The organism is Ramlibacter pinisoli (assembly GCF_009758015.1).
In the GTDB taxonomy this organism is placed as follows: Bacteria; Pseudomonadota; Gammaproteobacteria; order Burkholderiales; family Burkholderiaceae_C; genus Ramlibacter; species Ramlibacter pinisoli.
This window is the reverse complement of sequence record NZ_WSEL01000003.1, coordinates 234,295-255,811: the sequence shown is the minus strand read 5'-3', so window position 1 is coordinate 255,811 and position 21,517 is coordinate 234,295. Positions and strand designations below refer to the sequence as shown.

The following is a 21,517-nucleotide window of genomic DNA, read 5'->3' as shown; positions in this document are numbered from 1 at the left end:
CAGATTTGAAGGAACGAGACCATCGCTACTGACTTTCGCGACCGCCGCCACCGCGAGGAACGCAAGCACCGCCTGAACCGGGAAATCATGGCCCCGGAAGTCCGGTTGTCCGGACCCGACAACGAGCCCTTGGGCATCGTGAGCCTCCAGGAGGCGCTGCGCATGGCAGGCGAGCTGGATGTGGATCTGGTCGAGATTGCCGCGACCGCCAACCCGCCCGTGTGCCGGTTGATGGACTACGGCAAGTTCAAGTACCAGGAACAGAAGAAGGCCGCCGAAGCGAAGTCGAAGCAGACGGTCATCGAGATCAAGGAAATCAAGTTCCGCCCTGGCACCGACGACGGTGACTACAACATCAAGATGCGCAACATCAAGCGCTTTCTTGCCGAGGGTGACAAGTGCAAGATCACGCTCCGTTTCCGCGGCCGCGAGATCACGCACCAGGAGATCGGGATGGCGCTGCTGCAGCGCATCCGCGACGAGCTGGGCGACACCATCCTGGTGGAGCAGTTCCCCAAGCTCGAGGGTCGGCAGATGATCATGATGATCGCGCCGAGCCGCAAGAAGACGGGTGCCGCGCAGGCGAAGCCCGCCGCCGAAGCCGCGGGAGCGGCGACAGCGTAAGAGGAGTTCCAGGTCCGTACAGGTTGGTCGCCGGTGCGGACCGGCGATGGAAGGGCTTCGGCCTTTCCGCGGTGCGCTGCGGCGTACCGCAACAAGTGGCGAGCTCAAGACTCGCCGCACAAGTGGCTCGGGGCCATCAAGACGCGAAGGATTCGCGGCGCCTCACGAGCACAAGCAGAAAAGGAGCATGCACATGCCCAAGATGAAGACCAAGAGCGGAGCCAAGAAGCGCTTCCGCGTCCGTCCCGGCGGCACCGTCAAGCGCGGCCAGGCCTTCAAGCGTCACATCCTGACCAAGAAGTCCACCAAGAACAAGCGCCACCTGCGCGGTGCCGTGGCGGTCCACGAGACCAACATGGGCCACATGGCGCAAATGCTGCCGTTCGCCGGCATCTGACGAAGAAGGAGAACACACATGCCTCGCGTCAAACGTGGTGTAACGGCTCGCGCCCGCCACAAGAAGGTTCTCGCCCTCGCCAAGGGCTTCCGCGGCCGCCGCGGCAACGTCTTCCGCATCGCCAAGGAAGCGGTGATGAAGGCGGGCCAGTACGCCTACCGCGACCGCCGCGCCAAGAAGCGCGTCTTCCGCCAGCTCTGGATCGCCCGTATCAACGCGGCGGCCCGTGAGTGCGGCCTGACGTACAGCCAGTTCGCCAACGGCATCCGCAAGGCCGGCATCGAGATCGACCGCAAGGTCCTCGCCGACATCGCCGTGCACGACAAGGCCGCTTTTGCCGGCATCGTGGAGCAGGTCAAGGCCAAGCTGGCTGCTTGAGTTCAAGGTGGGCGCCTGTGGTGCCCGCCCATCAGAGGTAACCTCAAGGACAGGGGCTAGGGCAACGCACTAGCCCCTGTTTTTTTCGTCTATGACCGATCTGGATTCCATCGTCGATGCCGCGCGTCGCGCCTTTTCCGGCGCCCCCACGCCGGCGGACCTCGAGAACGCGAAGGCGCAGTTCACCGGCAAGGCCGGCCGCATCACCGAGCTGATGAAGGGCCTGGGCGCGCTGCCCGTCGAGGAGAAGAAGACCCGTGGCGCGGCGATCAACGTCGCCAAGCAGGCGATCGAGGCTGCCCTCACCGAGCGGCGGCAGCAACTGGCCGATGCCGAACTCGCGCTGCAACTGCAGGCCGAGGCGCTCGACGTCTCGCTGCCGGGCCGCGTGCGCGAGCCGGGCGGGCTGCATCCCGTCAGCCTGACGCTCGAGCGCATCGAGCTGATCTTCGCCAGCATGGGCTTCGATGTCGCCGACGGCCCCGAGGTCGAGAGCGACTGGCACAGCTTCACGTCGCTGAACAACCCGCCCAACCACCCGGCGCGCTCGATGCAGGACACGTTCTACGTCGACATCCAGGGCGAGGACGGCATTCCCTACAACCTGCGGCCGCACACGAGCCCGATGCAGGTGCGGTACGCCCACCAGCACATCAAGAAGTTCGCCCAAGCGGTGAAGGCCGGGCAGCCGATGCCCGAGATCCGCGTCATTGCACCAGGGCGCACGTACCGCGTGGACAGCGATGCCACCCACTCGCCGATGTTCCACCAGTGCGAAGGCCTGTGGCTGGGCGAGAACGTGAGCTTCAAGGACCTCAAGGTCGTCTTCACCGACTTCTGCCGCACGTTCTTCGAGAGCGACGACCTGAAGCTGCGCTTCCGGCCCAGCTTCTTCCCGTTTACCGAACCCAGCGCCGAGATCGACATCCAGTTCCAGTCGGGTCCGCTCGCGGGCCGCTGGCTCGAGGTGGCCGGCTCCGGCCAGGTGCATCCGGCCGTGGTGCGCAACATGGGCCTGGACCCCGAGCGCTACATCGGGTTCGCCTTCGGCATGGGCCCGGACCGCCTGACCATGCTGCGCTACGGCGTCAACGACCTGCGCCTGTTCTTCGACGGCGACATCCGCTTCCTGCGCCAGTTCCGCTAAACGCACGCCCCGACAACCATGCAATTTCCCGAGTCCTGGCTGCGCGAGTTCTGCAACCCGCCGCTGTCCACCCAACAGATCGCTGACGTGCTCACCATGGGCGGCCTGGAGGTGGAAGACCTCCGCCCCGTGGCGCCACCCTTCAGCAAGATCGTGGTGGGCGAGATCAAGGAAGCCGTCCAGCATCCGAACGCCGATCGCCTGCGCGTGTGCCAGGTCGACGTGGGGCAGGGTGACCTCCTGAACATCGTCTGCGGCGCGCCGAACGCGCGCCCCGGCATCCGCGTGCCGTGTGCGCTGGTCGGTGCCGAGCTGCCGCCGGGAGACGACGGCAAGCCGTTCCTGATCCGGCTGGGCAAGCTGCGCGGCGTGGAGAGCCAGGGCATGCTGTGCTCGGCGCGTGAGCTGAAGCTGAGCGACGACCACGGCGGCCTGCTGGAGCTGCCGGCCGATTCGCCGCTGGGGCGCGACGTGCGCGAGGTCCTGCAGCTCGACGACCATGTGTTCACCCTCAAGCTCACGCCCAACCTGGCGCACGCACTCAGCGTGTACGGCGTCGCGCGCGAACTCTCGGCGCTGACGGGCGCGCCCCTGCAGGTGCCGGCGTATCCGGCCGTGCCCCCCGTCCACGACGAGAAGCTGAAGGTGACCGTCACCGCCCCGGACCTGTGCGGCCGGTTCTCCGGCCGGGTCGTGCGCAACGTGAACACCAAGGCCGCCACGCCGCAATGGATGGTCGACCGCCTGGCCCGTTGCGGCCAGCGCAGCGTCACCGCGCTGGTCGACATCTCGAACTACGTGATGTTCGAGTTCGGCCGGCCCTCGCACATCTTCGACCGGGACAAGATCCGCGGCGGACTGGACGTGCGCTGGGGTCGACCCGGCGAACAGCTCAAGCTGCTGAACGGTACCACGATCACGGTCGACGAGAAGGTCGGCGTCATTGCCGACGGCGACCAGGTGGAGTCGCTTGCCGGCATCATGGGAGGGGACGCGACGGCAGTGTCCGACGACACCCGCCACGTCTACGTCGAGGCCGCCTTCTGGTGGCCGCAGGCGGTGCAGGGCCGTTCGCGTCGCTACAACTTCTCCACCGACGCGGGGCACCGCTTCGAGCGCGGGGTCGATCCCAGCCTGACGGTGGAGCACATCGACCGAATCACCCGGTTGATCCTCGACATCTGCGGTGGCGAGGCCGGTCCCATGGACGACCAGGTTCTTCGCATGCCGGAGCAGAAGCCGGTTTCGCTGCGCGTGGCACGGGCCTCCAGGATCATCGGGATGCCCATCGACGCGGCGCAGTGCCTGGAGGCGTTCCGCCGGCTGGGCCTGCCCGCGCAGGCCGCGGGCGACGTGATCACCGTCACGCCGCCGGCCTACCGCTTCGACCTGGCCATCGAGGAGGATCTGGTCGAGGAGGTGGCGCGCATCATCGGCTACGAGAACCTGCCGACGACCGCGCCGCTCGCGCCCATCACGGCCATGCTGCCGCCCGAATCGCGCCGCTCGCGGTTCGCCGTGCGCCGCCTGCTCGCCGGGCTCGGCTACCAGGAGACCATCAACTTCAGCTTCGTCGAGGAACGCTGGGAGAAGGATCTGGCCGGCAACGCCGATCCCATCCGCCTGCTCAACCCCATCGCCAGCCAGATGGGTGTGATGCGCTCCTCGCTGGTCGGCTCGCTGCTGCACGTGCTCAAGTTCAACCTGGATCGCAAGGCCGAGCGCGTGCGGGTCTTCGAACTGGGGCGCGTGTTCATGCGCGACGCGTCGGTCCAGACCACCGACGCCACCGTCCGTGGTGTCCGGCAGCCGATGCGGGTCGCCGGGCTCGCTTACGGCGAGCCCGATGGCCTGCAGTGGGCTCGCAAGACGTCGGGCGCCGATTTCTTCGATGCCAAGGGCGATGTGGAGGCGCTGCTCGCGCCTCGCACGGCCACGTTCGAGGCGGCCGAGCACCCGGCGCTGCATCCCGGCCGCTGCGCCCGCATCCTGCTGGATGGCCGCGAGGTGGGGGTGGTGGGTGAGCTGCACCCGCGCTGGCGCCAGGGCTGGGAGTTCCCGCACGCCCCGGTGCTCTTCGAACTGGATCTCGACGCGGTGGTCGAGCGGCAGGTGCCGGCGTTCGTGCCGGTGCCGCGGTTCCAGCCGGCCGAACGTGACCTGGCCCTGATCGTGGCTGACGCGGTCACGCACTCGCAACTGGTGGACGCCATTCGCGACGCTGACACCGCGGGCTTGCTGCGCGACGTGTTGCTGTTCGACGTCTACAAGCCGAAGCAGCCGGTCGCGGGCATGGGCCAGGACGAGAAAAGCATGGCTGTGCGCTTGACGCTCGCCAGCCCCGACGCGACACTGACCGACGACCAGATCGAGGCGGCCGTGACAGCCGTCGTCGACAACGTCGTCCGGCAGGTCGGCGGCCGGCTCAGGAGCTAGGAGGGGCGGTGCTCACAACCACGAACAAGGACGGGGCGGCGATGGAGTTCACGGTGGAAAGCCTGGAGACGCCGGCGCTGACCAAGGCGCAACTGGCGGAACTGCTGTTCGAGCAGATCGGGTTGAACAAGCGCGAGTCGAAGGACATGATCGACGCCTTCTTCGACCTCATCGCCGGCAGCCTGGTCGAAGGCCAGGACGTGAAGATCTCGGGCTTCGGCAATTTCCAGATCCGCACCAAGGCACCCCGGCCGGGTCGCAACCCCCGCACCGGCGAAGCCATTCCCATCCAGGCGCGCCGCGTGGTCACCTTCCACGCCAGCCACAAGCTCAAGGAACAGATCCAGGGCAACGGCGGCGCGGATTCATCTGCAGCCTGACGAGCAGCGTGCGGCCCCGGGCGCGCCCGCTTTGCGCCTGCGACTGTCTTAGAGTAACCTAGCAGCTTCCTCTCCTACGACATTGATTTCAGTGGAGAAACCTCTCCCATCCATCCCGGCCAAGCGCTACTTCACCATCGGTGAGGTCAGTGACCTGTGCGGCGTCAAGCCGCACGTGCTGCGGTATTGGGAGCAGGAGTTCACGCAGCTGCGCCCGATGAAGCGGCGCGGCAACCGGCGCTACTACCAGCACCACGAGGTGCTGATGATCCGGCGCATCCGGGACCTGCTGTACGACCAGGGCTTCACCATCAGCGGCGCGCGCAACAAGCTGCAGGAACTGGTGCAGCTCGAGCGCGACAAGCGCCGCGCCGGCGAAGTCATGCTCGAGGGCGTGGAGGTCATCGAGGTCGAGGATTCGACGATGGACGACTTCGAGGACAGCACGCCGTCCCCCGAGGCCAGCGAGATGTCCGAGCAGCTGCTGCTCGTGCGCCGCGAGTTGTTCGAGATTCGCGAACTGCTGTCGGCCAGTCACTGATCTGCAGGCTATAATTGTGGGCTCGGCGTGTAGCGCAGCCTGGTAGCGCACTTGCATGGGGTGCAAGGGGTCGCGAGTTCGAATCCCGCCACGCCGACCAACAATCCAGCCATGGGCCAAGCCGGCGCAACTCACGTTGCGCCGGCTTCTTTGTTCCAGCTCAGCCAGGCGCATACAATCGCGCCGAATGGCCACCGTGGTATTTGCTGACCTGGTCGGAAGCACCGGCATCTTCGAACGGCTCGGTGACGAGACGGCCGGCCGCTTCGTGACGCAGCTGACCACGGCCCTGTCGCGCAGCTTCGAGCAGCACAACGGCCGGGTCGTCAAGCTTCTGGGCGACGGCCTCTTCGTCACGTTCCCCCGCGAATCCGATGCCATCGCGGCCTGCATCGGCATCCTCCAGCGCCTGAAGGACACGCCGGTCTACCCGGACGGCACCGGCAATCCGGTGCAGATGCAGATGGGCGTGGAGTCGGGCGAGGTGGTCGAGATCCAGGGCGACTGCTACGGCGATGCTGTCAACTGCGCTGCCCGACTGGCCGACCTGGCCGGCGCCGACCAGATCCTGGCCACGCATCGCGTGCGCGATGCGCTCGCGCCCGGGCAGCAGGTGCAACTGCGCAGCATCGGCCCCATGTACCTGCGCGGCAAGTCCGAGGCCACCGAGGTGTTCCGCGTGCAATGGCTGCCCGAGCGGGACGTCGACGCCACGATGATGGGCAGTTCGATGTTCAGGCCCACCGCCGAGGCCCAGCTCGAACTCACCGCGCCCGGCCGCACCCTGCAGTTGGGCCCGCGCGGCGCGCCCGTCACCGTGGGGCGGGCCACCACCGCTGCGCTGTCGGTCAACGACGCCCGGGTGTCCCGGCTGCATGCCACGGTCGAATGGCGCGGCGGCCACTTCATCCTGAACGACCAGTCCAGCTTCGGCACCTGGGTCTACGTGGGCGGGCAGGGCGCGCCCATCGTGCTGCGCCGCTCCGAGTGCTACCTGGTCGGCCGGGGCACCATCATCCTCGGCTGCGACCGCGACGCCGAGAGCGCCCCGCAGATCGAGTTCAGCGTCACCTCCTGATCGACGGGCCGCCTCCGAGTGCAGTACAAGAAGCTGGGTCGCTACGAGTTGCTCCGTGTCCTCGGCAAGGGGGCGATGGGCGTTGTGTACGAAGGCCGCGATCCGAATCTCGATCGCCGCGTCGCCATCAAGACCATCATGGTCGACGACCTCGGGCCCGACGCCGCCGCCGAGTACGAAGCCCGGTTCCGCATCGAGGCCCGTTCCGCCGCGCGGTTGCAGCACCCGAACATCGTCACCGTCTACGACAGCGACCGGCACGGCGACACCGCGTTCCTGGTCATGGAGTTCATCCAGGGCGAAGACCTCAAGCACCACCTGGACCGCGGGCTGAAGCCCACGCCCGAGCAGGCCCTCCAGCTCACCTGCGACCTGCTGGCGGCACTCGACTTCGCGCACCGGCAGGGCGTCGTCCACCGGGACATCAAGCCGGCCAACCTGCTGATCGAGGCAGACGGCCGGGTCAAGCTCACCGACTTCGGCGTGGCCCGCATCTCGGGGGAGGCCACGCGCACCCAGGGCAGCATGATCGGCACGCTGAAGTACATGGCGCCCGAGCAGGTGCAGGGGCTGAAGGTCGACACCCGCGCCGACCTGTTCTCGGCCGGCGTCGTGGCCTACCAGCTGCTCACGGGCGTGCGGCCGTTCGAGGGTGACAACGACTTCACCATCATCCACCAGATCATCGGACAGGCCCCGGCCTTGCCCTCGTCGATCCAGCCAGCGCTGCCACCCGGCGCCGACGAGGTCCTGCTGCGGGGACTGGCCAAGAACCGTGACGAGCGCTACCAGACGGCCGGGGAGTTTTCCGCCGCGCTCCAGGCCGCTTTCGGCATCGCCGTGGTGGGGCTGGCCACACAGCCCGGCCGCACGTTGCCGGGCTTGCACACCACGACGGCTCCGATCGCGCCGTTGCCCAGCCTGCCGGGCGGCATCAACCAGGAACTCGAACTCGAGTACTGGCGGTCGGTGCGCGACACGGTCGACACCAAGGAGCTCGAAGGTTTCCTGGCCCGCTTCCCGCAAGGCATCTATGCCGACCTGGCGCGCCGACGCCTGCTGCGGCTGGGCGCCGAGCCCGATCCCGACCTGACCATGCTGCAAGGCACGACGCGGCCACCGGGCGGCACCTTGACCGGCTCGCCGACGGCACCAGTGGCGTCGGCCGCCCAGGACGACGAACTCACCCGCGATCCGACGGTTCCCTTCACGCGCGGCACCGTGCCGCCCGCCGTGGCAGTGCCCGCGCCGACGCCGACAGCACCGACTGCCGCGCCTTCGCCGGTGCCGGCGACGCCGGCCCTCGGTGCGGCCACGCCGGCCCCTGCCGCGCGGCGGGCGCCGGAGCCGACCGTGCCGCTGGTGGCGCGCAGGAAGGTCCCGATGGCTGCAATTGCCGGCGTCGGCCTGGCCACCGTGGTGGTCGCCGCGGGGTGGTTCGCCCTGCGGCCAGGCGCCGCCACGCCGGTGGCCGGTGCCCCTTCGCAGGACAGCATCGTTGCTGCCGCACCGGCATCGGCACAGCCGGCGCCCGGGGCGTCCGTTGCGGTGGCCGCCGCGAGTGCCGGCACTTCCAGGCCGGCACTGACCGCGTCCGCTGCACTGGCGGCCGCCTCGGCCGCCAGGCCGGCCGCGTCGGCCAGCGCACGCAAGGCCTCCGCTTCCTCCCAACCGGCTGGCCAGAAGCCCACGGTGCCGGCGGCCGCCGGCGCTCCGGCATCGGCCGCATCGGCTGCCAGAACCGAGCCCGTCGTCGCGCAGCGCGAGGAGAAGCCGACGGCCACGGCAGCCGCCGCCCGCCTGGCGTCGCCGATGGAAACCTGCAAGGACCGCACCTTCCTGGCCAAGCCACTGTGCCTGCACACGGAGTGCGGCAAGCCGGAGTACGGCGCCTATCCGTTCTGCGTCCGGCTACGCGAGGAGCAGCGGCAACACCAGGTCGAGGCCGAGAGGGCCCAGCAGACTAGGTGACCGAGAGGTTGTGCACCGCGAACGTGCCGCGGCGCCGATCCTCGAAGTAGCGCAGCAAGGTCTCGCGCACGGTCTTGAACGCGATCTCGTCCCACGGGATCTCGTCTTCGCCGAACAGGCGGGCTTCCAGCGTCTCGTGCCCCGGTTCGAACCGGTCGCTCAGCAGGCGCGCCAGGTAGAACAGGTGCACCTGCCCGACCAGGGGCACGCTCACGACGGTGAGCAGGCCGCCCATCTCGACCTGGGCCCCGGCTTCCTCGTCGGTTTCGCGCTCGGCTCCCTCGATCGTGGTCTCGCCGAGCTCCATGAAGCCCGCAGGCAAGGTCCACTTGCCCCAGCGCGGTTCGATGTTGCGCTTGCACAGCAGCACCTTGTCGCCCAGGTAGGGCACGGTGCCCACCACGTTCAGGGGGTTCTCGTAGTGGATGGTCCCGCAGGCCGGGCACACCGCGCGCTCGCGCGTGTCGCCGTCGTCGGGGACCCGGTAGACCACGTCCTTCCCGCAGTTGCGGCAGTGCTTGATCGGCGTGCGAAAGGGCATGGACCGAGTGTAAACAGCAAGGGCTCCCACCCGGGGAGCCCTCGGCCAGATGGAAGGGCCCCTCAGGCCTTGGTGCCCTTGGTGTGCTTGTCGATCAGCGAGCGGGCCGTCTCCAGCAGCTTGCGGCCGTCGAAGCCGCGCTTGTTCATGTCCTCGACCCACTCGACCTCGATCTGGCGCGAGCGGCGGCGGAACTCCTGCGCTTCCGTGGCGCTGACGTTGAAGATGTTGTTGCCGCGGTCGGCAGCGGCCTTGCGGCCGGCCACGTCGCCGTTCTGCTGCACCTTGCCCAGCCAGGCGGAGGTGGCCAGGCCCGAATTGGCGTCGATCACCTTCTTCAGGTCCGGCGGCAGCGCGTTGTACTTGTTCTTGTTCATCGCCATGACGAACGTCGTGGTGTAGAGCGAGCCGCCCGCCGGATCGAATTCGGCGTGGAACTTGGTGAGCTCGTGCACCTTCACCGACGGCACCACCTCCCAAGGGATGACGCAGCCCTGGATGGTGCCCTTGGACAGCGCGTCGGGGATCTGCGGCAGCGGCATGCCCACCGGGGTGGCGCCCAGCGCGCCCATCAGCTTGGTGACCTGGCGGGTGGGGGCGCGCATCTTCAGGCCGCGCATGTCGCCGACGTTCTTCACCGCCTTCTCGGCGGTGTGGATGACGCCCGGGCCATGGACGTGCAGGGCGATGACCTGCGTGTCCTTGAATTCGTCCGGGGCCATGGTCTGCACGTACTCCCAGTACGCCTTGGACGTGGCTTCGGCGTTGGACATCATGAACGGCAGTTCGAACACCTCCACGCGCGGGAAGCGGCCGGCGGTGTTGCCGGGCAGGGTCCAGATGATGTCGACCACCCCGTCGCGCGCCTGGTCGTACAGCTGCACCGGCGTGCCGCCCAGCTGCATGGCGGGGTAGGCCTCGAACTTGATGCGGCTGCCCGAATCCTTCTCGACCTTGTCCATCCAGGCCTTGTGCATGTTCAACCAGACGTTGGACTGCGGGGCCATGAAGGTGTGGAACTTGAGCGTGACGCCCTGTTGCGCCAGGCCGCTCAGGGCGGGCGCGGCCAGGGCCGCTGCAGCGGAGGTCTTCAGGAGGGTGCGGCGCTGGATCATGGGGGGCTCCAAAACGTGGGTCGTGGGACCTTAACGCGGCCGTGGCGCGCCGGCCTACGGGGCTTTCCCGCAACCGCGCCGGTTCGACGCCGCCGGCCTCAACCCACGTACTTCACCAGCCAGAGCGAGATCGCGGGGAAGAACAGCAGCAGCAGGGTGCGCAGCGTGTCGCTCACCAGGAAGGGCATCACGCCGCGGTAACTCTCGGCGATGGGCACGTCCTTGGCCATCCCGTTGACGACGTAGACATTGAGCCCGACCGGTGGCGCAAGCAGGCCGAACTCCACCACCATCAGGACCATGATGCCGAACCAGATCGCCACCGATTCCTTGGGCATCCCGAAGTCGAGCGTCATCACCATCGGGAAGAAGATCGGGATGGTGAGCAGGATCATGCTGAGCTCGTCCATCACGGCGCCCAGCACGACGTAGAACAGCAGGATGGCCGCCACCACCATCAGCGGCGACAGGCCCCAGCTGCCCACCACCGAGGCCAACTGGTTCGGCACCTGCGTCAGCGCCAGTGCCGAGTTCATCAGGTCGGCACCGATGAAGATCAGGAAGATCATGGCCGAGCTCTCGGCCGTGGCGTAGAAGCACTGCTTGAACTTGTCCCAGGTGATCTCGCGCTTGATCAGCGCGGCCACGAAGGTGGAAGCTGCGCCGACACCGGCGCCCTCGGTGGGCGTGAACAGCCCGCCGTAGATGCCGCCGAACACCAGCAGGAAGATCAGCACGATCGGGATGACCCCCTTGATCGCGTCGCGCGTGAGGCGGGGCGCCTCGTCGGTCTCGGGCGCCTGCCCCGGGACCAGGCGCACGTAGATGGCGATGGCCACCATGTAGCCGAACATGGCGATGATGCCGGGGATCATGGCGGCGGCGAACAGCTTGGCGATGTTCTGCTCGGTCAGGATGGCGTAGATCACCAGCGGCACCGACGGCGGGATCAGGATGCCCAGCGTGCCCGCCGCGGCCAGGGTGCCGGTGGCCAGCCGGCCGGAGTAGCCGTGGCGCTTCATCTCCGGCAGGGCCACCGAGGTGATGGTGGCGGCCGTCGCGACCGACGACCCGCAGATCGCGCCGAACGCGGCGCACGCCAGCACCGACGCCATCGCCAGCCCACCCTTGAAGCGACCCATGATGGCGGCCGCGAACGAGAACAGCGCCTTGCTGATCCCGCCCTGGGTGGCGAAGTGCCCCATCAGGATGAACAGCGGGATGACCGACAGGTCATAGCTCGCGAAGCGTGCAAACGCCTGGGTGTTCAGGAAGTTGGAGAACGGGCCCCAGCCGGTCTGCGTCAGGTAGCCGGCGGTGCCGGCGACGAACATGGCGATGGAGATCGGCACCCGCACCGCCATCAGCACCAGCATGACGGCGAAGATGCCCAGCGTCAGTTCGACCGCGTTCACAGGGACAGCTCCGGACGGAAGGCGCAATGGGCCTGGGGAGAGGCAGCGCGAATCATCCGTGTGCCTCCGGTGCCCCATCCAGCCCGAAGGCGGCCTGCCACAGCGCGATCACGGAGGTCAGGATGAACGGCGGCACCATCGTCGTGTGCACCACCCACTCCGGGAAACCGATGATCTGCGACTCCGAGTGGCCGGCCCACGCGCTCAGCGCGCCATGGGTCGTGCGCCAGGCGAGCAGGGCGAACACGAGCGCCAGGAGCAGGCAGCCGAAGCGGTCCAGGAGCGCATTGGTCCGCTCGCTCGCCTTGGCGGTGAAGAAGTCCACGATGATATTGCCGTGCCGGACCTGGCACCACGGCATGAACAGCGCGATGGCCGCCCCCGTGGCCACCCCCGTGAGTTCGAAGTCGCCCACCAGCGTGGTGCCGATGGTGTTGCGGCCGATCAGACTCACGCACGTCATGAGGGTGATCAGCGTCAGGAGGACGCCGGCAAGGACGGCACACACCCGGGCAAGGAGGTCGAGCAACTTCACGGCAGCCCTTTCTGGAAGAGTGTCCGATTGTAAGAAAGCGGCCACGCAGGGCCGCTTTCTTCATGCCCGCAATACGGGCCAGTCGCCGAAAAACGTCAGGCGATGCGCACGCGCAACTCGCCGATGCCGCCGACGCCACCGACCAGGGTGTCGCCCGCAACCACGGCTGCCACGCCTTCGGGCGTGCCGGTGAAGATCAGGTCGCCGGGGGCCAGTTCCCAGGCGGCGGACAGGTGCTCGATGATCTCCCCCAGGTTCCAGATCAGCTTGGTGACCGTGCTGCGCTGCCGGTCCTTGCCGTTCACCTGGATCCAGATCTCGGCGTTCTCGATGTCGCCCGCCTGCGCGGCCGGCGTCACCGGCCCGGTGGGGGCCGACTCCTCGAACGACTTGCCGATCTCCCAGGGACGGCCCTGCTTCTTCATCTCGCCCTGCAGGTCGCGGCGGGTCATGTCCAGGCCGACCGCGTAGCCCCAGATGTGCTTGCGCGCATCGGCGGCCTTGATGTTCTTGCCGCCCGTGCCGATGCACGCCACCAGCTCGATCTCGTGGTGCAGGTCCTTGGTGAGGCTGGGATAGCGGATGGTGGCGGTCTCGCCGGCCGCAACCGGCACCACGGCGTCGGCCGGCTTGAAGAAGAAGAACGGCGGCTCGCGGCCGGTGAAGCCCATCTCCTTGGCGTGCTCGACGTAGTTGCGGCCGACGCAGTAGACCCGGCGCACGGGGAACCGCTCGCCGCGGCCGACGACCGGCAGGGAGACCTGGGCCGGCGGGGTGATGACGAAACTCATGGCAACCTTTCTTCCTTGTGGAGGGCCAGTGCCTGGTGCACTGGCCGATCGGAGTAGCTGAACAGCACGCAGCCGGCCTCCGAATTGAGCCGGGCAGTGTGCCACGACGGCACGACGAAATGATCGCGCGGCGAGAGCTCGAAGCGCCAGTGCTGGTCGCCGGCCTCGATCTCCGCCACGCCGCTGCCCTCGACCACGCTGTAGACGGCGCCATCGGTCTGGCGCCAGCCCTTGCCCTGGAAGCCGGCCGGGAGCTTCTGCATGAAGGTCGCCATGGTCGGCATCGGCCAGCCGCCGGTGAGCGGGTTGACGTAGCGCAGCTTGACGCCGTCCCAGGGATCGATGGGGGCATCGCGTTCCAGGCGAGCCAGCGCCTCGAGCGTGCGGTCGTACGGGTAGCTGAAGATCGGCGAGGTCGCGCCGAAGGGTGCCTCGTGCCGCACCGGCGCCATGTTGTGGCCGAAGCGTGCGTAGCTGCCGCCTTCCGGCTTGCTCACCGCCTGCGAGGCGCTGCTGCCGTTCTCGGCGAAGCCCGCATCGAAGAAGCGGACCATGGGGATGTCGAGCCCGTCCAGCCAGACGACGGGGCCCTGCGCCTCGTGGCCGTGGTCGTGCCATGTCCAGCTGGGGGTGATGATGAAGTCGCCGGGGCGCATGGTGGTGCGCTCGCCGTCGACCGCCGTATAGGCCCCGCTGCCTTCGACGATGAAGCGCAATGCGCTCTGCGTGTGGCGGTGGCTGGGCGCCACCTCGCCGGGCAGGATCAGCTGCAGCCCGGCATAGAGTGACTGCGTCACCGCCGACTGGCCGCGCAGGCCGGGGTTCTCGAGGATCAGCACCCGGCGCACGGCCTCCGCCGCGGTGATGGCTTCGCCGGCGCGCAGCAGGAACGGCCGCACCCGGGCGTACTCCCAGTGCGCCGGCACGCAGGGCGTGGCCGGCTTGGGCGGTACCAGGGCATGCAGCACGTCCCACAGCGGCGTGAGGTGGTGCGGATCCATGTCGCGGTACAGCTGTTGCCGGGCGAGCAGGGTGCTGTCGGGAGCGTTCATCGCGGCCTCCTGGTGGTTGTCAGTCTTCGCGTCCCAGCCACGCGCCCTGCGCCTCGAGCCGGGCCTGCAGCGCACCGGTGTCCACGCCGGCGGCGCGGCCATCCTCCTCCAGCGCGAGGTGGGCGGCTGCGCCCGCGGCCTCGCCCATGACGAAGCAGGCGCCCGTCACCCGGGCGGCCGACTGCGCCTCGTGCGTCATCGAGGCGCAACGGCCGGCGACCCAGAGGTTGTCGACGCCCAGAGGCACGATCATGCGATAGGGCAGGTGGTTGAAGCCGCGGCTCTCGGGGATCTTCGGCCAGCGGAACTCGACGTCGCCCTTCAGGTGTAGCTCCAGCGGCCAGCCGTTGACGCCGATGGTGTCGGGAAAGCTGGCGCAGTCGAGGACGTCGGACTCGGTCAGCTGGTAGTGGCCGCGCACCCTGCGGGTTTCGCGGATGCCGACCTGCGGCGCGATGTCGACGATGTAGGCGCGTTCGAAGCCCGGCACTTCACGCAGGAAACCGGCCACGCTGGCGATCTGCCGGCGTCCCAGCACCTCGGCCTGGCTCAGTTCGTCGGCGTCGGTGCCGTCCATGGCATTGCCGTCGACGTTGGCGAGCTGCGTGAGGTTGACCCGCCATTCGATGCCGCTCTTCTGCGGGCGCACGATCGGCGTCTTGCGCGGAAAGTGGTACCGCCCCTCGGCCTGCGCCTGCAGCATCAGCCGGGGGATCACTTCCCAGGCGTTGCCGGCGCGCTCCGGGTCGATGTCGTTCAGCCGGAACATCGTCGAGGGGTAGAGGAAGTTGCCGGCGCCGTCGCCGGCGTCCCAGGGCGCGCCGGCCCAGGCGGCGAGGTCCCCGTCGCCGGAGCCGTCGACGAATGCGCGGCCCACGATGGCCCGGCGGCCGGACTTGGTCTCGACCAGCAGGGCGCCGATGCGGCCCGGCGCGTCCATGAGCACGCCGGCGCCGAGTGCGTGGAACAGCAGGTGCACGCCGGCCGAGGCCATCAGCTCGTCGGCCGCGATCTTGTATGCCGCCGTGTCGTAGGCCTGGGCCACCGTCTTGCCGAACAGGGCGTGCGGCGTGTTCAGGCCGCCGAGGCGGTCGATGCGCTCGAGCAGCTCGCTGGCCACGCCGTGCACCACGCGCCGGATGTCGCCGTGCACGTTGGCGTGCAGTCCGCAGAAGTTGGTGACACCGGCGGCGGTGCCCATGCCGCCAAGAAAGCCGTAGCGCTCCACCAGGAGGGTCGAGCGGCCGGCCCGGGCTGCGGACACGGCGGCGGCAATGCCGGCCGGGCCACCGCCGAGCACGACGACGTCGTACTCGCCGTAGATGGGGGTCTGGCGGCTGGGTTCGGTGAGGGTGAGGGTGCGGGTGGTGGTCATGCAAACAGTCGGTCGGGGTCTATGCCCTGGTACATCCATTTCAGGCCGGCGAAGCCGGCCGATTCCTGGCCGCCCTGGAACATGCGGTTGCGCAGTTCGCGGGCGACGCCGCTCGCATGGTAGATGTCGCCGTAGAAGCGTGCCGTCAGCTGGACCCGGCCGGTGCGCAGGTAGCGCGCCTGCTGGTACAGCTGGAACGCATGGGCGGCATCGCCCCCGGCATGTCGCAAGGCCGCCCCGAGCACCACGGCGTCCTCGATGGCCTGGCCGGCGCCTTGGGCCAGGTACTGCAGCATGGGATGGGCGGCGTCGCCCAGCAGCGTGACGCGACCCTTCGTCCAGTTGGCGACCGGCTCGCGGTCGCACAGCACCCACATCTTCCAGGTCTCGATCTTGCCCAGCAGTTCGCGCACCTGCGGCACCGCCTGGGCAAACCGCTCCTGCAGCTCGGCGGTGTCGCCGAAGGTGTTCCAGCCCTCGTCGTACTTGTTACTGTGGAAGACGGCCACCAGGTTGAACAGCTCGCCGCGGCGCAGCGGGTAGTGCACCAGGTGCGTCTTCTCGCCGCCCCACAGCACCACGTCGTCGTGCCACAGGTGCGCCGGCACCTCCGCGCGCGGCAGCACCGCCCGGTAGGCGATGTGACCCGACACGCGCGGCTTGCCGTCGCCGACGACCGCCTCGCGCACCCGGCTCCAGAGCCCGTCGGCGCCGACCAGCGCGGACCCTTCGACGACGTCGCCGCCGGCCAGCCGCACCCGCACACCGGCGGCGTCCTGCTCGAACCCCTCGACCTTGGCGGCGGTGCGCAGGGTGACGCCGGGCAGCGCCTTGCACGCGTCCAGGAACACCTGGTGCAGGTCGGCCCGGTAGATCACGCCGTAGGGGAAGCCGTAGGCGGCGATGGCGGCCTCGGCCAGCGGCACCCGCACCACGGCCTCGCCGGTGCGCACGTCGTTCATGCCCATGCCGGGAGGAAAGTAGGCGACGTCACGCACCGCGTTCGTGAGGCCCAGGTACTCGAACATCCGGAAGATGTTGGGACCGAGCTGGATGCCGGCGCCGATCTCGCCGAATGCGGATGACTGCTCGAGCACGGTGACCGGCGTGCCCTGGCGCGCCAGCACGTAGGCGGCAGCCAGGCCGCCGATGCCGCCGCCGGCCACGATCAGGTTGGAGGGAGAGGGCATGGTCAGGCGAGGTGTTGCGCGCGGAATTGATAAGCATACATACGAACCGGAGGGCGCGCAACGTGCACCTGCTGGCTACACTCGACGCATGCCCAAGAGCTTCGACTTCCAGCAGGCCCCCGGCCACCTGATCCGGCGGGCGCACCAGGTGGCCGTGGCCGTGTTCGCGGAAGAGATGGACGGGCACGACGTCACGCCGGTCCAGTTCGCGATCCTGAATGCCCTGATGGACGAGCCGGGCGAGGACCAGGTCACGCTGGCCTCACGGGTGGCCTTCGACGCGGCGACCTTCGGATCGGTGGTCGGCCGGCTGGAGGCCAAGGGCTGGGTCCGGCGCGAGCCGGACAGGCTCGACCGCCGGCGCAAGCTGCTGTGGGTGACGCCGGCGGGCGAACAGGCCGCCGCGTCCATGAAGCGGGCGGTGTCGCGCGCGCAGCGGCGCATCCTCGGCCCGCTCGAGGCACGCGAGCAGGAGCAGCTGATGCGCCTGCTCGCCAAGCTGGTGCAGGGGCACGAGGGCGGCGGCGGCTGACACGGGCTGGCGGCGGCGTCTTGCGGCGGCTGTTGGCCGGCCCGGGCGCGCCGGGCTGCGCCCAGCCGGTCCAATCGGGACATTGATCCGGAGTTCAGCCATGACGACACGTTCCCTCCTTGCACCCACGGCGCTCGCGCTGGCCGCCCTGGCCGGCTGTGCCGACATGTCCGCCCCCCAAATGGGCCCCACGACACGCAACACGGCCATCGGCGCCGGCGTCGGCGGCCTTGCCGGGGCGGCGATCGGCCACGATGCCAAGGGCGCTGCCATCGGGGCCGGCCTGGGTGCCCTGGGTGGCTATGTCTGGTCGCAGCACATGGAGCAGAAGAAGCAGGCGATGCAGCGCGCCACCGTCGGCACCGGGGTTGCGGTCACCCAGACGGCGGACAACCAGCTCAAGCTGGAGATCCCGAGCGACATCTCGTTCGACACCGGGCGGGCCGACATCAAGTCCAACCTGCGGCCGGTGCTGGACCAGTTCGCCAGCGGCCTGTCGGGCCAGCCGAACACCGAGTTGCGCATCATCGGGCACACCGACAGCACCGGGCCGGACTCGGTGAACGACCCGTTGTCCCAGCACCGCGCCGATGCCGCGCGCGACTACCTGGCTGCACGTGGCGTCGACCCGCGCCGGGTGGCCACGGCCGGCCGGGGCGAACACGAGCCCATTGCCGACAACAACACCGAGGCTGGGCGGTCCAGGAACCGCCGCGTCGAGATCTTCCTGGGGGAGCGGGCCAACGTGGCCAGCGGCGCGCCGGCCGCCAGCCCCGGCATCCCGGCCGTGCAGGTGCGCTGAGCCTCAGGTCTGGGTCGGCGGCAGGTCGACGGCCAACCCGTCGAGGGCGGGCACGAGGGCGATCTGGCACGACAGGCGGCTGTTGGCCTGGCGCGCAGAGGCAGTGAATTCCAGCATGCCGAGCTCATCGCTGCCCGGCGGCGGCAACTGCGACGCGAAGGGCTCGCGCACGTAGACGTGGCAGGTCGCGCAGGTGAGCAGCCCGCCGCACTCGGCCTCGATGCCGTGCACGTTGGCGTCGACGGCCGCCTGCATCAGGCTCTGGCCGGGTTTGCCGGCAAGCGTCACCGGTTCGGTGGCGCCGGCAGGGAAGAGGTGGATCCGCATCGGTGTCAGAAGCGCGAGAAGTACTCGCGGCGCATGAAGTCGGTCTTGTCCTCGGCCTGGTCGTGCCTTGCCAGCTCCGACCGCTTGACCTGGGTAAAGTAGTCGCAGAAGGCGCCACCGAAGCCCTCGATGAGCGCCGGATCGTCGCGCAAGGCGTCCAGCGCTTCGCCCAGGGTGGTGGGCAGCTTCGCGTTCGCCTCGCCATACGGCGCGTCGGTGGCCGGCGGCGCGGAGAGTCCGCGCAAGATGCCGTCCAGCCCGGCGTGGATCTGCGAGGCGAAGTAGAGGTAGGGGTTGGCGGCCGGTTCGCCGATCCGGTTCTCGATGCGCGTGGCGGCGTCGCCGCAGCCGCCGATGACGCGCAGCATGGCGCCCCGGTTGTCGCGGCCCCACAGCACCGATTGCGGCGCCAACGCGTTGGGCCGGAAGCGTCCGAAGCCGTTGACGGTTGGCGTGCAGAACACCGCCATCCCCCGTGCGTGGGCCAGCAGGCCGGCCAGGTACTGCTCACCCACCGCCGACAGGGTGTGGCTTGCGTCGGCGTCCGTGCTGCCGTCCGCCGGAAGCTCGCGCAGGAAGGCGTTCACGCCGGTGGCCTTGTCGACCAGCGACTGGTGCAGGTGCCAACCGCTGGACATGATGTTGGGAAACGGCGGCCGGCACATGAAGGTGGCGTGGTAGCCGGCCCGCCGCAGGCTTTGCCGCACCGCGCTGCGGAACAGCACCATGTTGTCGGCCGCCGTCAGGGCGTCGGTGACGTCGAACACCGCCTCCACCTGGCTCGGGCCGAGCTCGATTTCCAGCGATGCGAGTGGCAGGCCCAGCGCCTGGGCGGTCGTCTGCACGATCCGCAGCGGCTCCTCGGCCTGGTCGTACCAGCCCTCGGCCAGCAGGTTGTAGCCGGGGTGGACCAGCTGCACGGCAGGCGGCAGGCCGGGCCAGGCGGCCAGCTCGGAATCGAGCTGCGGCGCCTCGTCCGTGATGCGGTAGATGTGGAACTCGACCTCGAGCCCGCAGCGCATCGCGTAGCCCGCGGCATCCAGCTTCGCGAGGGCGTCCTGCAGCACGTGGCGCGTGTCGAGGGGAACCGGCCGGCCGTCCTGGAACCACGGCTGCGCGCGCAGCCAGCCGGTCGCCGGCGTCCACGGCAATTGCCGGAAGCTGTCGGGATCGGGCAGCAGCAACAGGTTGTTGGCCTGGCCGAAGCCGGGCAGCGATGCGGTGCCCCCGGGCTCGAACACCTTGAAGGCGGTGCGATCGGATGTGTCCTTGAGCATCAGCGTGCTGACCATGCCGACGCCCTCGTCGAGCGCGCGCCGGGTCCCGGCGGCCACCAGCGTCTTGCCGCGCGTGACGCCATGCAGGTCGCACCAGGCCACCCGCACCAGCTCCAGGCCGGAGGCGGCAACCTGCCGCGCGACCCGGTCGACGGCCGCGGCGCGCGCGGCATCGTGCAGGCCGCAGCGTTGCGCGAAGCTCGTCATGCGGGCTGGACGGCTGTCGGCGCCTGGGCGATCCAGGGTGCGCCATCGCGCTTGGCCTGCACGCGCTCGCGCCACCAGGTGGGCCACTCGCCGGCCGGTGCGATGCCGTCGACCGTGTCGGGGCCCTGCATCTGCGCGGCCAGGGTGGCGTCGGCCACGCCGGGCGCCGCGCCGCCTGCCTGGACGCTCTCGATCGCCTTGAGCAGCATCCGCCGGTTGGCCATGATCACCTTGTCGCTGGTGCCCAGGTGCTCGCGGGTGCGGTCCTGGATCGCGCCCATGCTTTCCACCGCCCACTGGTCGTGCACGTTGATGTCGTCCTCGCCCATGCCGAGATAGGTGGTCGAGCGCTGCTCGTCGGCATTGAAGCCCCAGTTGTTGTGGCGGCCGGACTTGGGCACGTAGTCGGGCAGGGAGATGAACTGCAGCCGCTGGTTGCGCATCGCCTCCTGGTCGACCGGGCCCGCGAAACTCGTGAACACCGAATACCAGTAGGTGCGCGTGTCGTCCACCGGCACGTGCAGCTGCGTGATGGTGAGCGTCTCCGACAGCGGGATGACGAAGGTGTGCGGGAAGATGGCATGCGTGACCCGCACGTGCGTGAGCTCGTCGGTCATCGGCCGCAAGGCCGTGAGCTGCAGGCCCCAGGGACGCGGCTCGAAGCTGATCTCCGGCTGGTGGAACTCCCGCATGATGCGCGTCATCGGCCAGCGCTCGCCGCCTGCGGCCTGGCCGGCGCTGGCACTGCGGAATTGCCGGCCGGCGGCGTTGTCGCCCACGGCGTCGAGGGAGGCGTCGTTCAGGAACCGGTGCAGGAACGAGGGGTGCGCCGGGTCGATGCCGACCTCGAAGGCCTGCAGCCAGTTGCACTGCCACAGCCCCTTGAACGCGAAGCTGTGGGTGGCGGGGGCCTGGAAGCAGTCGAAGGCGGGGAAGGGCGGCGGCGTGCTGCCCGGTTCGCCGAACCAGCCGAACAGGATGCCGCTGCGCTCCAGCACGGGATAGCTGCGTTGCCGCACCCGCTCGCACAGCTTGCTGCCGGCCGGCTCGGCCGGCGTCTCGAGGCACCGGCCGTCGGCAGCGAATTTCCAGCCGTGGAAGGGGCAGCGCAGGCCGTCGCCCTCGTGCCGGCCGAACGACAGGTCGGCGCCGCGGTGCGGGCAGTCGCGGTCGATCAGGCCCCATTGGCCCTGGGCGTCACGGAACAGCACGAGGTCCTGGCCCAGCACGCGGACGGCCTTGACGGGCCGCTGGCCCATGCGTGGGTCCAGCCGCGGATCGAACTCGTCGACCAGGGCCACGGGTTGCCAGTACTGGCGCAGCACTGCGCCACAGGCGGTGCCCGGCCCGATGCGGGTGAGCAGTTCGTTCTGGTCGGCCTTCATCCGCGCTCCTTGAAACGGTAT

The 21,517-nt window shown here is 69.2% G+C and carries 22 protein-coding genes and 1 tRNA gene; 12 read left to right on the top strand and 11 right to left on the bottom strand.

Annotated elements, in window-relative coordinates; genetic code table 11:
- The first annotated feature begins 21 nt into the window (after nt 1–21).
- From infC to GON04_RS02335, 10 genes are all read left to right on the top strand, one after another.
- Nucleotides 22–624: a translation initiation factor IF-3 gene (gene infC, locus GON04_RS02380; protein ID WP_181654026.1), complete on the top strand. Its 603-nt coding sequence runs from the start codon at nt 22–24 to the stop codon at nt 622–624.
- A 193-nt stretch (nt 625–817) separates the two neighbouring features.
- A complete protein-coding gene (gene rpmI / locus GON04_RS02375; protein ID WP_157396404.1) occupies nt 818–1,021 on the top strand; it encodes a 50S ribosomal protein L35 in 204 nt (67 codons plus the stop codon).
- Nucleotides 1,022–1,039: 18 nt separating this feature from the next.
- Nucleotides 1,040–1,399 (top strand): 50S ribosomal protein L20, encoded by a 360-nt coding sequence (gene rplT, locus GON04_RS02370; RefSeq protein WP_157396403.1) that lies wholly within the window; start codon nt 1,040–1,042, stop codon nt 1,397–1,399.
- A gap of 91 nt (nt 1,400–1,490) precedes the next feature.
- Nucleotides 1,491–2,546: a phenylalanine--tRNA ligase subunit alpha gene (gene pheS / locus GON04_RS02365; RefSeq protein ID WP_157396402.1), complete on the top strand. Its 1,056-nt coding sequence runs from the start codon at nt 1,491–1,493 to the stop codon at nt 2,544–2,546.
- 18 nt (nt 2,547–2,564) lie between these two features.
- A complete protein-coding gene (gene pheT, locus GON04_RS02360; protein ID WP_157396401.1) occupies nt 2,565–4,982 on the top strand; it encodes a phenylalanine--tRNA ligase subunit beta in 2,418 nt (805 codons plus the stop codon).
- 41 nt (nt 4,983–5,023) lie between these two features.
- On the top strand, nt 5,024–5,362 hold the full coding sequence (locus GON04_RS02355) for an integration host factor subunit alpha (protein ID WP_157398299.1): 339 nt from the start codon (nt 5,024–5,026) through the stop codon (nt 5,360–5,362).
- Nucleotides 5,363–5,453: 91 nt separating this feature from the next.
- Nucleotides 5,454–5,903, top strand: coding sequence for a MerR family transcriptional regulator (locus GON04_RS02350; RefSeq protein WP_181653846.1), 450 nt, complete (start codon nt 5,454–5,456; stop codon nt 5,901–5,903).
- 23 nt (nt 5,904–5,926) lie between these two features.
- Nucleotides 5,927–6,003, top strand: a tRNA-Pro gene (locus GON04_RS02345).
- Between the two features lie 87 nt (nt 6,004–6,090).
- Nucleotides 6,091–6,981 (top strand): adenylate/guanylate cyclase domain-containing protein, encoded by an 891-nt coding sequence (locus GON04_RS02340; protein ID WP_157396399.1) that lies wholly within the window; start codon nt 6,091–6,093, stop codon nt 6,979–6,981.
- An 18-nt stretch (nt 6,982–6,999) separates the two neighbouring features.
- Nucleotides 7,000–8,952, top strand: coding sequence for a protein kinase domain-containing protein (locus tag GON04_RS02335; RefSeq protein ID WP_181653845.1), 1,953 nt, complete (start codon nt 7,000–7,002; stop codon nt 8,950–8,952).
- On the opposite strand, the gene GON04_RS02330 is transcribed toward GON04_RS02335, so the two are convergent.
- From GON04_RS02330 to GON04_RS02295, 8 genes are all read right to left on the bottom strand, one after another.
- Nucleotides 8,945–9,493 carry an NUDIX hydrolase gene (locus GON04_RS02330; RefSeq protein ID WP_157396398.1) on the bottom strand — a complete coding sequence of 183 codons (549 nt, stop codon included), beginning with the start codon at nt 9,491–9,493 and terminating at the stop codon, nt 8,945–8,947. The two genes, GON04_RS02335 and GON04_RS02330, sit on opposite strands and share 8 nt — an antisense overlap.
- Nucleotides 9,494–9,555: 62 nt before the next feature.
- On the bottom strand, nt 9,556–10,608 hold the full coding sequence (locus tag GON04_RS02325) for a TRAP transporter substrate-binding protein (protein WP_157396397.1): 1,053 nt from the start codon (nt 10,606–10,608) through the stop codon (nt 9,556–9,558).
- A gap of 98 nt (nt 10,609–10,706) precedes the next feature.
- On the bottom strand, nt 10,707–11,984 hold the full coding sequence (locus GON04_RS02320) for a TRAP transporter large permease (RefSeq protein WP_232532998.1): 1,278 nt from the start codon (nt 11,982–11,984) through the stop codon (nt 10,707–10,709).
- Between the two features lie 91 nt (nt 11,985–12,075).
- Nucleotides 12,076–12,558 carry a TRAP transporter small permease subunit gene (locus GON04_RS02315; RefSeq protein WP_181653843.1) on the bottom strand — a complete coding sequence of 161 codons (483 nt, stop codon included), beginning with the start codon at nt 12,556–12,558 and terminating at the stop codon, nt 12,076–12,078.
- Nucleotides 12,559–12,653: 95 nt separating this feature from the next.
- Nucleotides 12,654–13,349 carry a fumarylacetoacetate hydrolase family protein gene (locus GON04_RS02310; protein WP_157396395.1) on the bottom strand — a complete coding sequence of 232 codons (696 nt, stop codon included), beginning with the start codon at nt 13,347–13,349 and terminating at the stop codon, nt 12,654–12,656.
- A complete protein-coding gene (gtdA, locus tag GON04_RS02305; RefSeq protein WP_157396394.1) occupies nt 13,346–14,401 on the bottom strand; it encodes a gentisate 1,2-dioxygenase in 1,056 nt (351 codons plus the stop codon). Before gtdA ends, GON04_RS02310 begins: the two co-directional genes overlap by 4 nt.
- Before the next feature lie 19 nt (nt 14,402–14,420).
- Entirely contained in the window at nt 14,421–15,776 is a 1,356-nt protein-coding gene (locus GON04_RS02300; protein WP_157396393.1) for an FAD-dependent oxidoreductase, read from the bottom strand.
- Nucleotides 15,773–16,966 carry a 3-hydroxybenzoate 6-monooxygenase gene (locus GON04_RS02295; protein ID WP_157396392.1) on the bottom strand — a complete coding sequence of 398 codons (1,194 nt, stop codon included), beginning with the start codon at nt 16,964–16,966 and terminating at the stop codon, nt 15,773–15,775. Before GON04_RS02295 ends, GON04_RS02300 begins: the two co-directional genes overlap by 4 nt.
- 88 nt (nt 16,967–17,054) lie before the next feature.
- Between GON04_RS02295 and GON04_RS02290 the strand changes: the two genes are divergently transcribed.
- Together GON04_RS02290 and GON04_RS02285 are read left to right on the top strand one after the other, a co-directional pair.
- A complete protein-coding gene (locus GON04_RS02290) occupies nt 17,055–17,498 on the top strand; it encodes a MarR family winged helix-turn-helix transcriptional regulator (RefSeq protein ID WP_157396391.1) in 444 nt (147 codons plus the stop codon).
- A gap of 100 nt (nt 17,499–17,598) precedes the next feature.
- Nucleotides 17,599–18,300, top strand: coding sequence for a YiaD family glycine zipper/OmpA-like lipoprotein (locus GON04_RS02285; protein WP_157396390.1), 702 nt, complete (start codon nt 17,599–17,601; stop codon nt 18,298–18,300).
- 3 nt (nt 18,301–18,303) lie between these two features.
- On the opposite strand, the gene GON04_RS02280 is transcribed toward GON04_RS02285, so the two are convergent.
- The 3 genes from GON04_RS02280 to GON04_RS02270 are packed head-to-tail and all read right to left on the bottom strand — an operon-like array spanning nt 18,304 to nt 21,496.
- Nucleotides 18,304–18,627: a 2Fe-2S iron-sulfur cluster-binding protein gene (locus GON04_RS02280; RefSeq protein WP_157396389.1), complete on the bottom strand. Its 324-nt coding sequence runs from the start codon at nt 18,625–18,627 to the stop codon at nt 18,304–18,306.
- Between the two features lie 5 nt (nt 18,628–18,632).
- Nucleotides 18,633–20,111 carry a glutamine synthetase family protein gene (locus GON04_RS02275; RefSeq protein WP_157396388.1) on the bottom strand — a complete coding sequence of 493 codons (1,479 nt, stop codon included), beginning with the start codon at nt 20,109–20,111 and terminating at the stop codon, nt 18,633–18,635.
- Complete coding sequence (locus GON04_RS02270) at nt 20,108–21,496, bottom strand: Rieske 2Fe-2S domain-containing protein (RefSeq protein ID WP_157396387.1); 1,389 nt, start codon at nt 21,494–21,496, stop codon at nt 20,108–20,110. The genes GON04_RS02275 and GON04_RS02270 overlap by 4 nt, the downstream gene beginning before the upstream one ends.
- Between the last annotated feature and the right edge of the window lie 21 nt (nt 21,497–21,517).

Bases quoted from the DNA above. Each gene is read 5' to 3' on its own strand.
- rpmI (WP_157396404.1), top strand. From the start codon at position 818: ATGCCCAAGATGAAGACCAAGAGCGGAGCCAAGAAGCGCTTCCGCGTC.
- rplT (WP_157396403.1), top strand. From the start codon at position 1,040: ATGCCTCGCGTCAAACGTGGTGTAACGGCTCGCGCCCGCCACAAGAAG.
- pheS (WP_157396402.1), top strand. From the start codon at position 1,491: ATGACCGATCTGGATTCCATCGTCGATGCCGCGCGTCGCGCCTTTTCC.
- pheT (WP_157396401.1), top strand. From the start codon at position 2,565: ATGCAATTTCCCGAGTCCTGGCTGCGCGAGTTCTGCAACCCGCCGCTG.
- GON04_RS02355 (WP_157398299.1), top strand. From the start codon at position 5,024: ATGGAGTTCACGGTGGAAAGCCTGGAGACGCCGGCGCTGACCAAGGCG.
- GON04_RS02340 (WP_157396399.1), top strand. From the start codon at position 6,091: ATGGCCACCGTGGTATTTGCTGACCTGGTCGGAAGCACCGGCATCTTC.
- GON04_RS02330 (WP_157396398.1), bottom strand. From the start codon at position 9,493: ATGCCCTTTCGCACGCCGATCAAGCACTGCCGCAACTGCGGGAAGGAC.
- GON04_RS02325 (WP_157396397.1), bottom strand. From the start codon at position 10,608: ATGATCCAGCGCCGCACCCTCCTGAAGACCTCCGCTGCAGCGGCCCTG.
- GON04_RS02320 (WP_232532998.1), bottom strand. From the start codon at position 11,984: ATGCTGGTGCTGATGGCGGTGCGGGTGCCGATCTCCATCGCCATGTTC.
- GON04_RS02310 (WP_157396395.1), bottom strand. From the start codon at position 13,349: ATGAGTTTCGTCATCACCCCGCCGGCCCAGGTCTCCCTGCCGGTCGTC.
- gtdA (WP_157396394.1), bottom strand. From the start codon at position 14,401: ATGAACGCTCCCGACAGCACCCTGCTCGCCCGGCAACAGCTGTACCGC.
- GON04_RS02300 (WP_157396393.1), bottom strand. From the start codon at position 15,776: ATGACCACCACCCGCACCCTCACCCTCACCGAACCCAGCCGCCAGACC.
- GON04_RS02295 (WP_157396392.1), bottom strand. From the start codon at position 16,966: ATGCCCTCTCCCTCCAACCTGATCGTGGCCGGCGGCGGCATCGGCGGC.
- GON04_RS02290 (WP_157396391.1), top strand. From the start codon at position 17,055: ATGCCCAAGAGCTTCGACTTCCAGCAGGCCCCCGGCCACCTGATCCGG.
- GON04_RS02285 (WP_157396390.1), top strand. From the start codon at position 17,599: ATGACGACACGTTCCCTCCTTGCACCCACGGCGCTCGCGCTGGCCGCC.
- GON04_RS02280 (WP_157396389.1), bottom strand. From the start codon at position 18,627: ATGCGGATCCACCTCTTCCCTGCCGGCGCCACCGAACCGGTGACGCTT.
- GON04_RS02275 (WP_157396388.1), bottom strand. From the start codon at position 20,111: ATGACGAGCTTCGCGCAACGCTGCGGCCTGCACGATGCCGCGCGCGCC.
- GON04_RS02270 (WP_157396387.1), bottom strand. From the start codon at position 21,496: ATGAAGGCCGACCAGAACGAACTGCTCACCCGCATCGGGCCGGGCACC.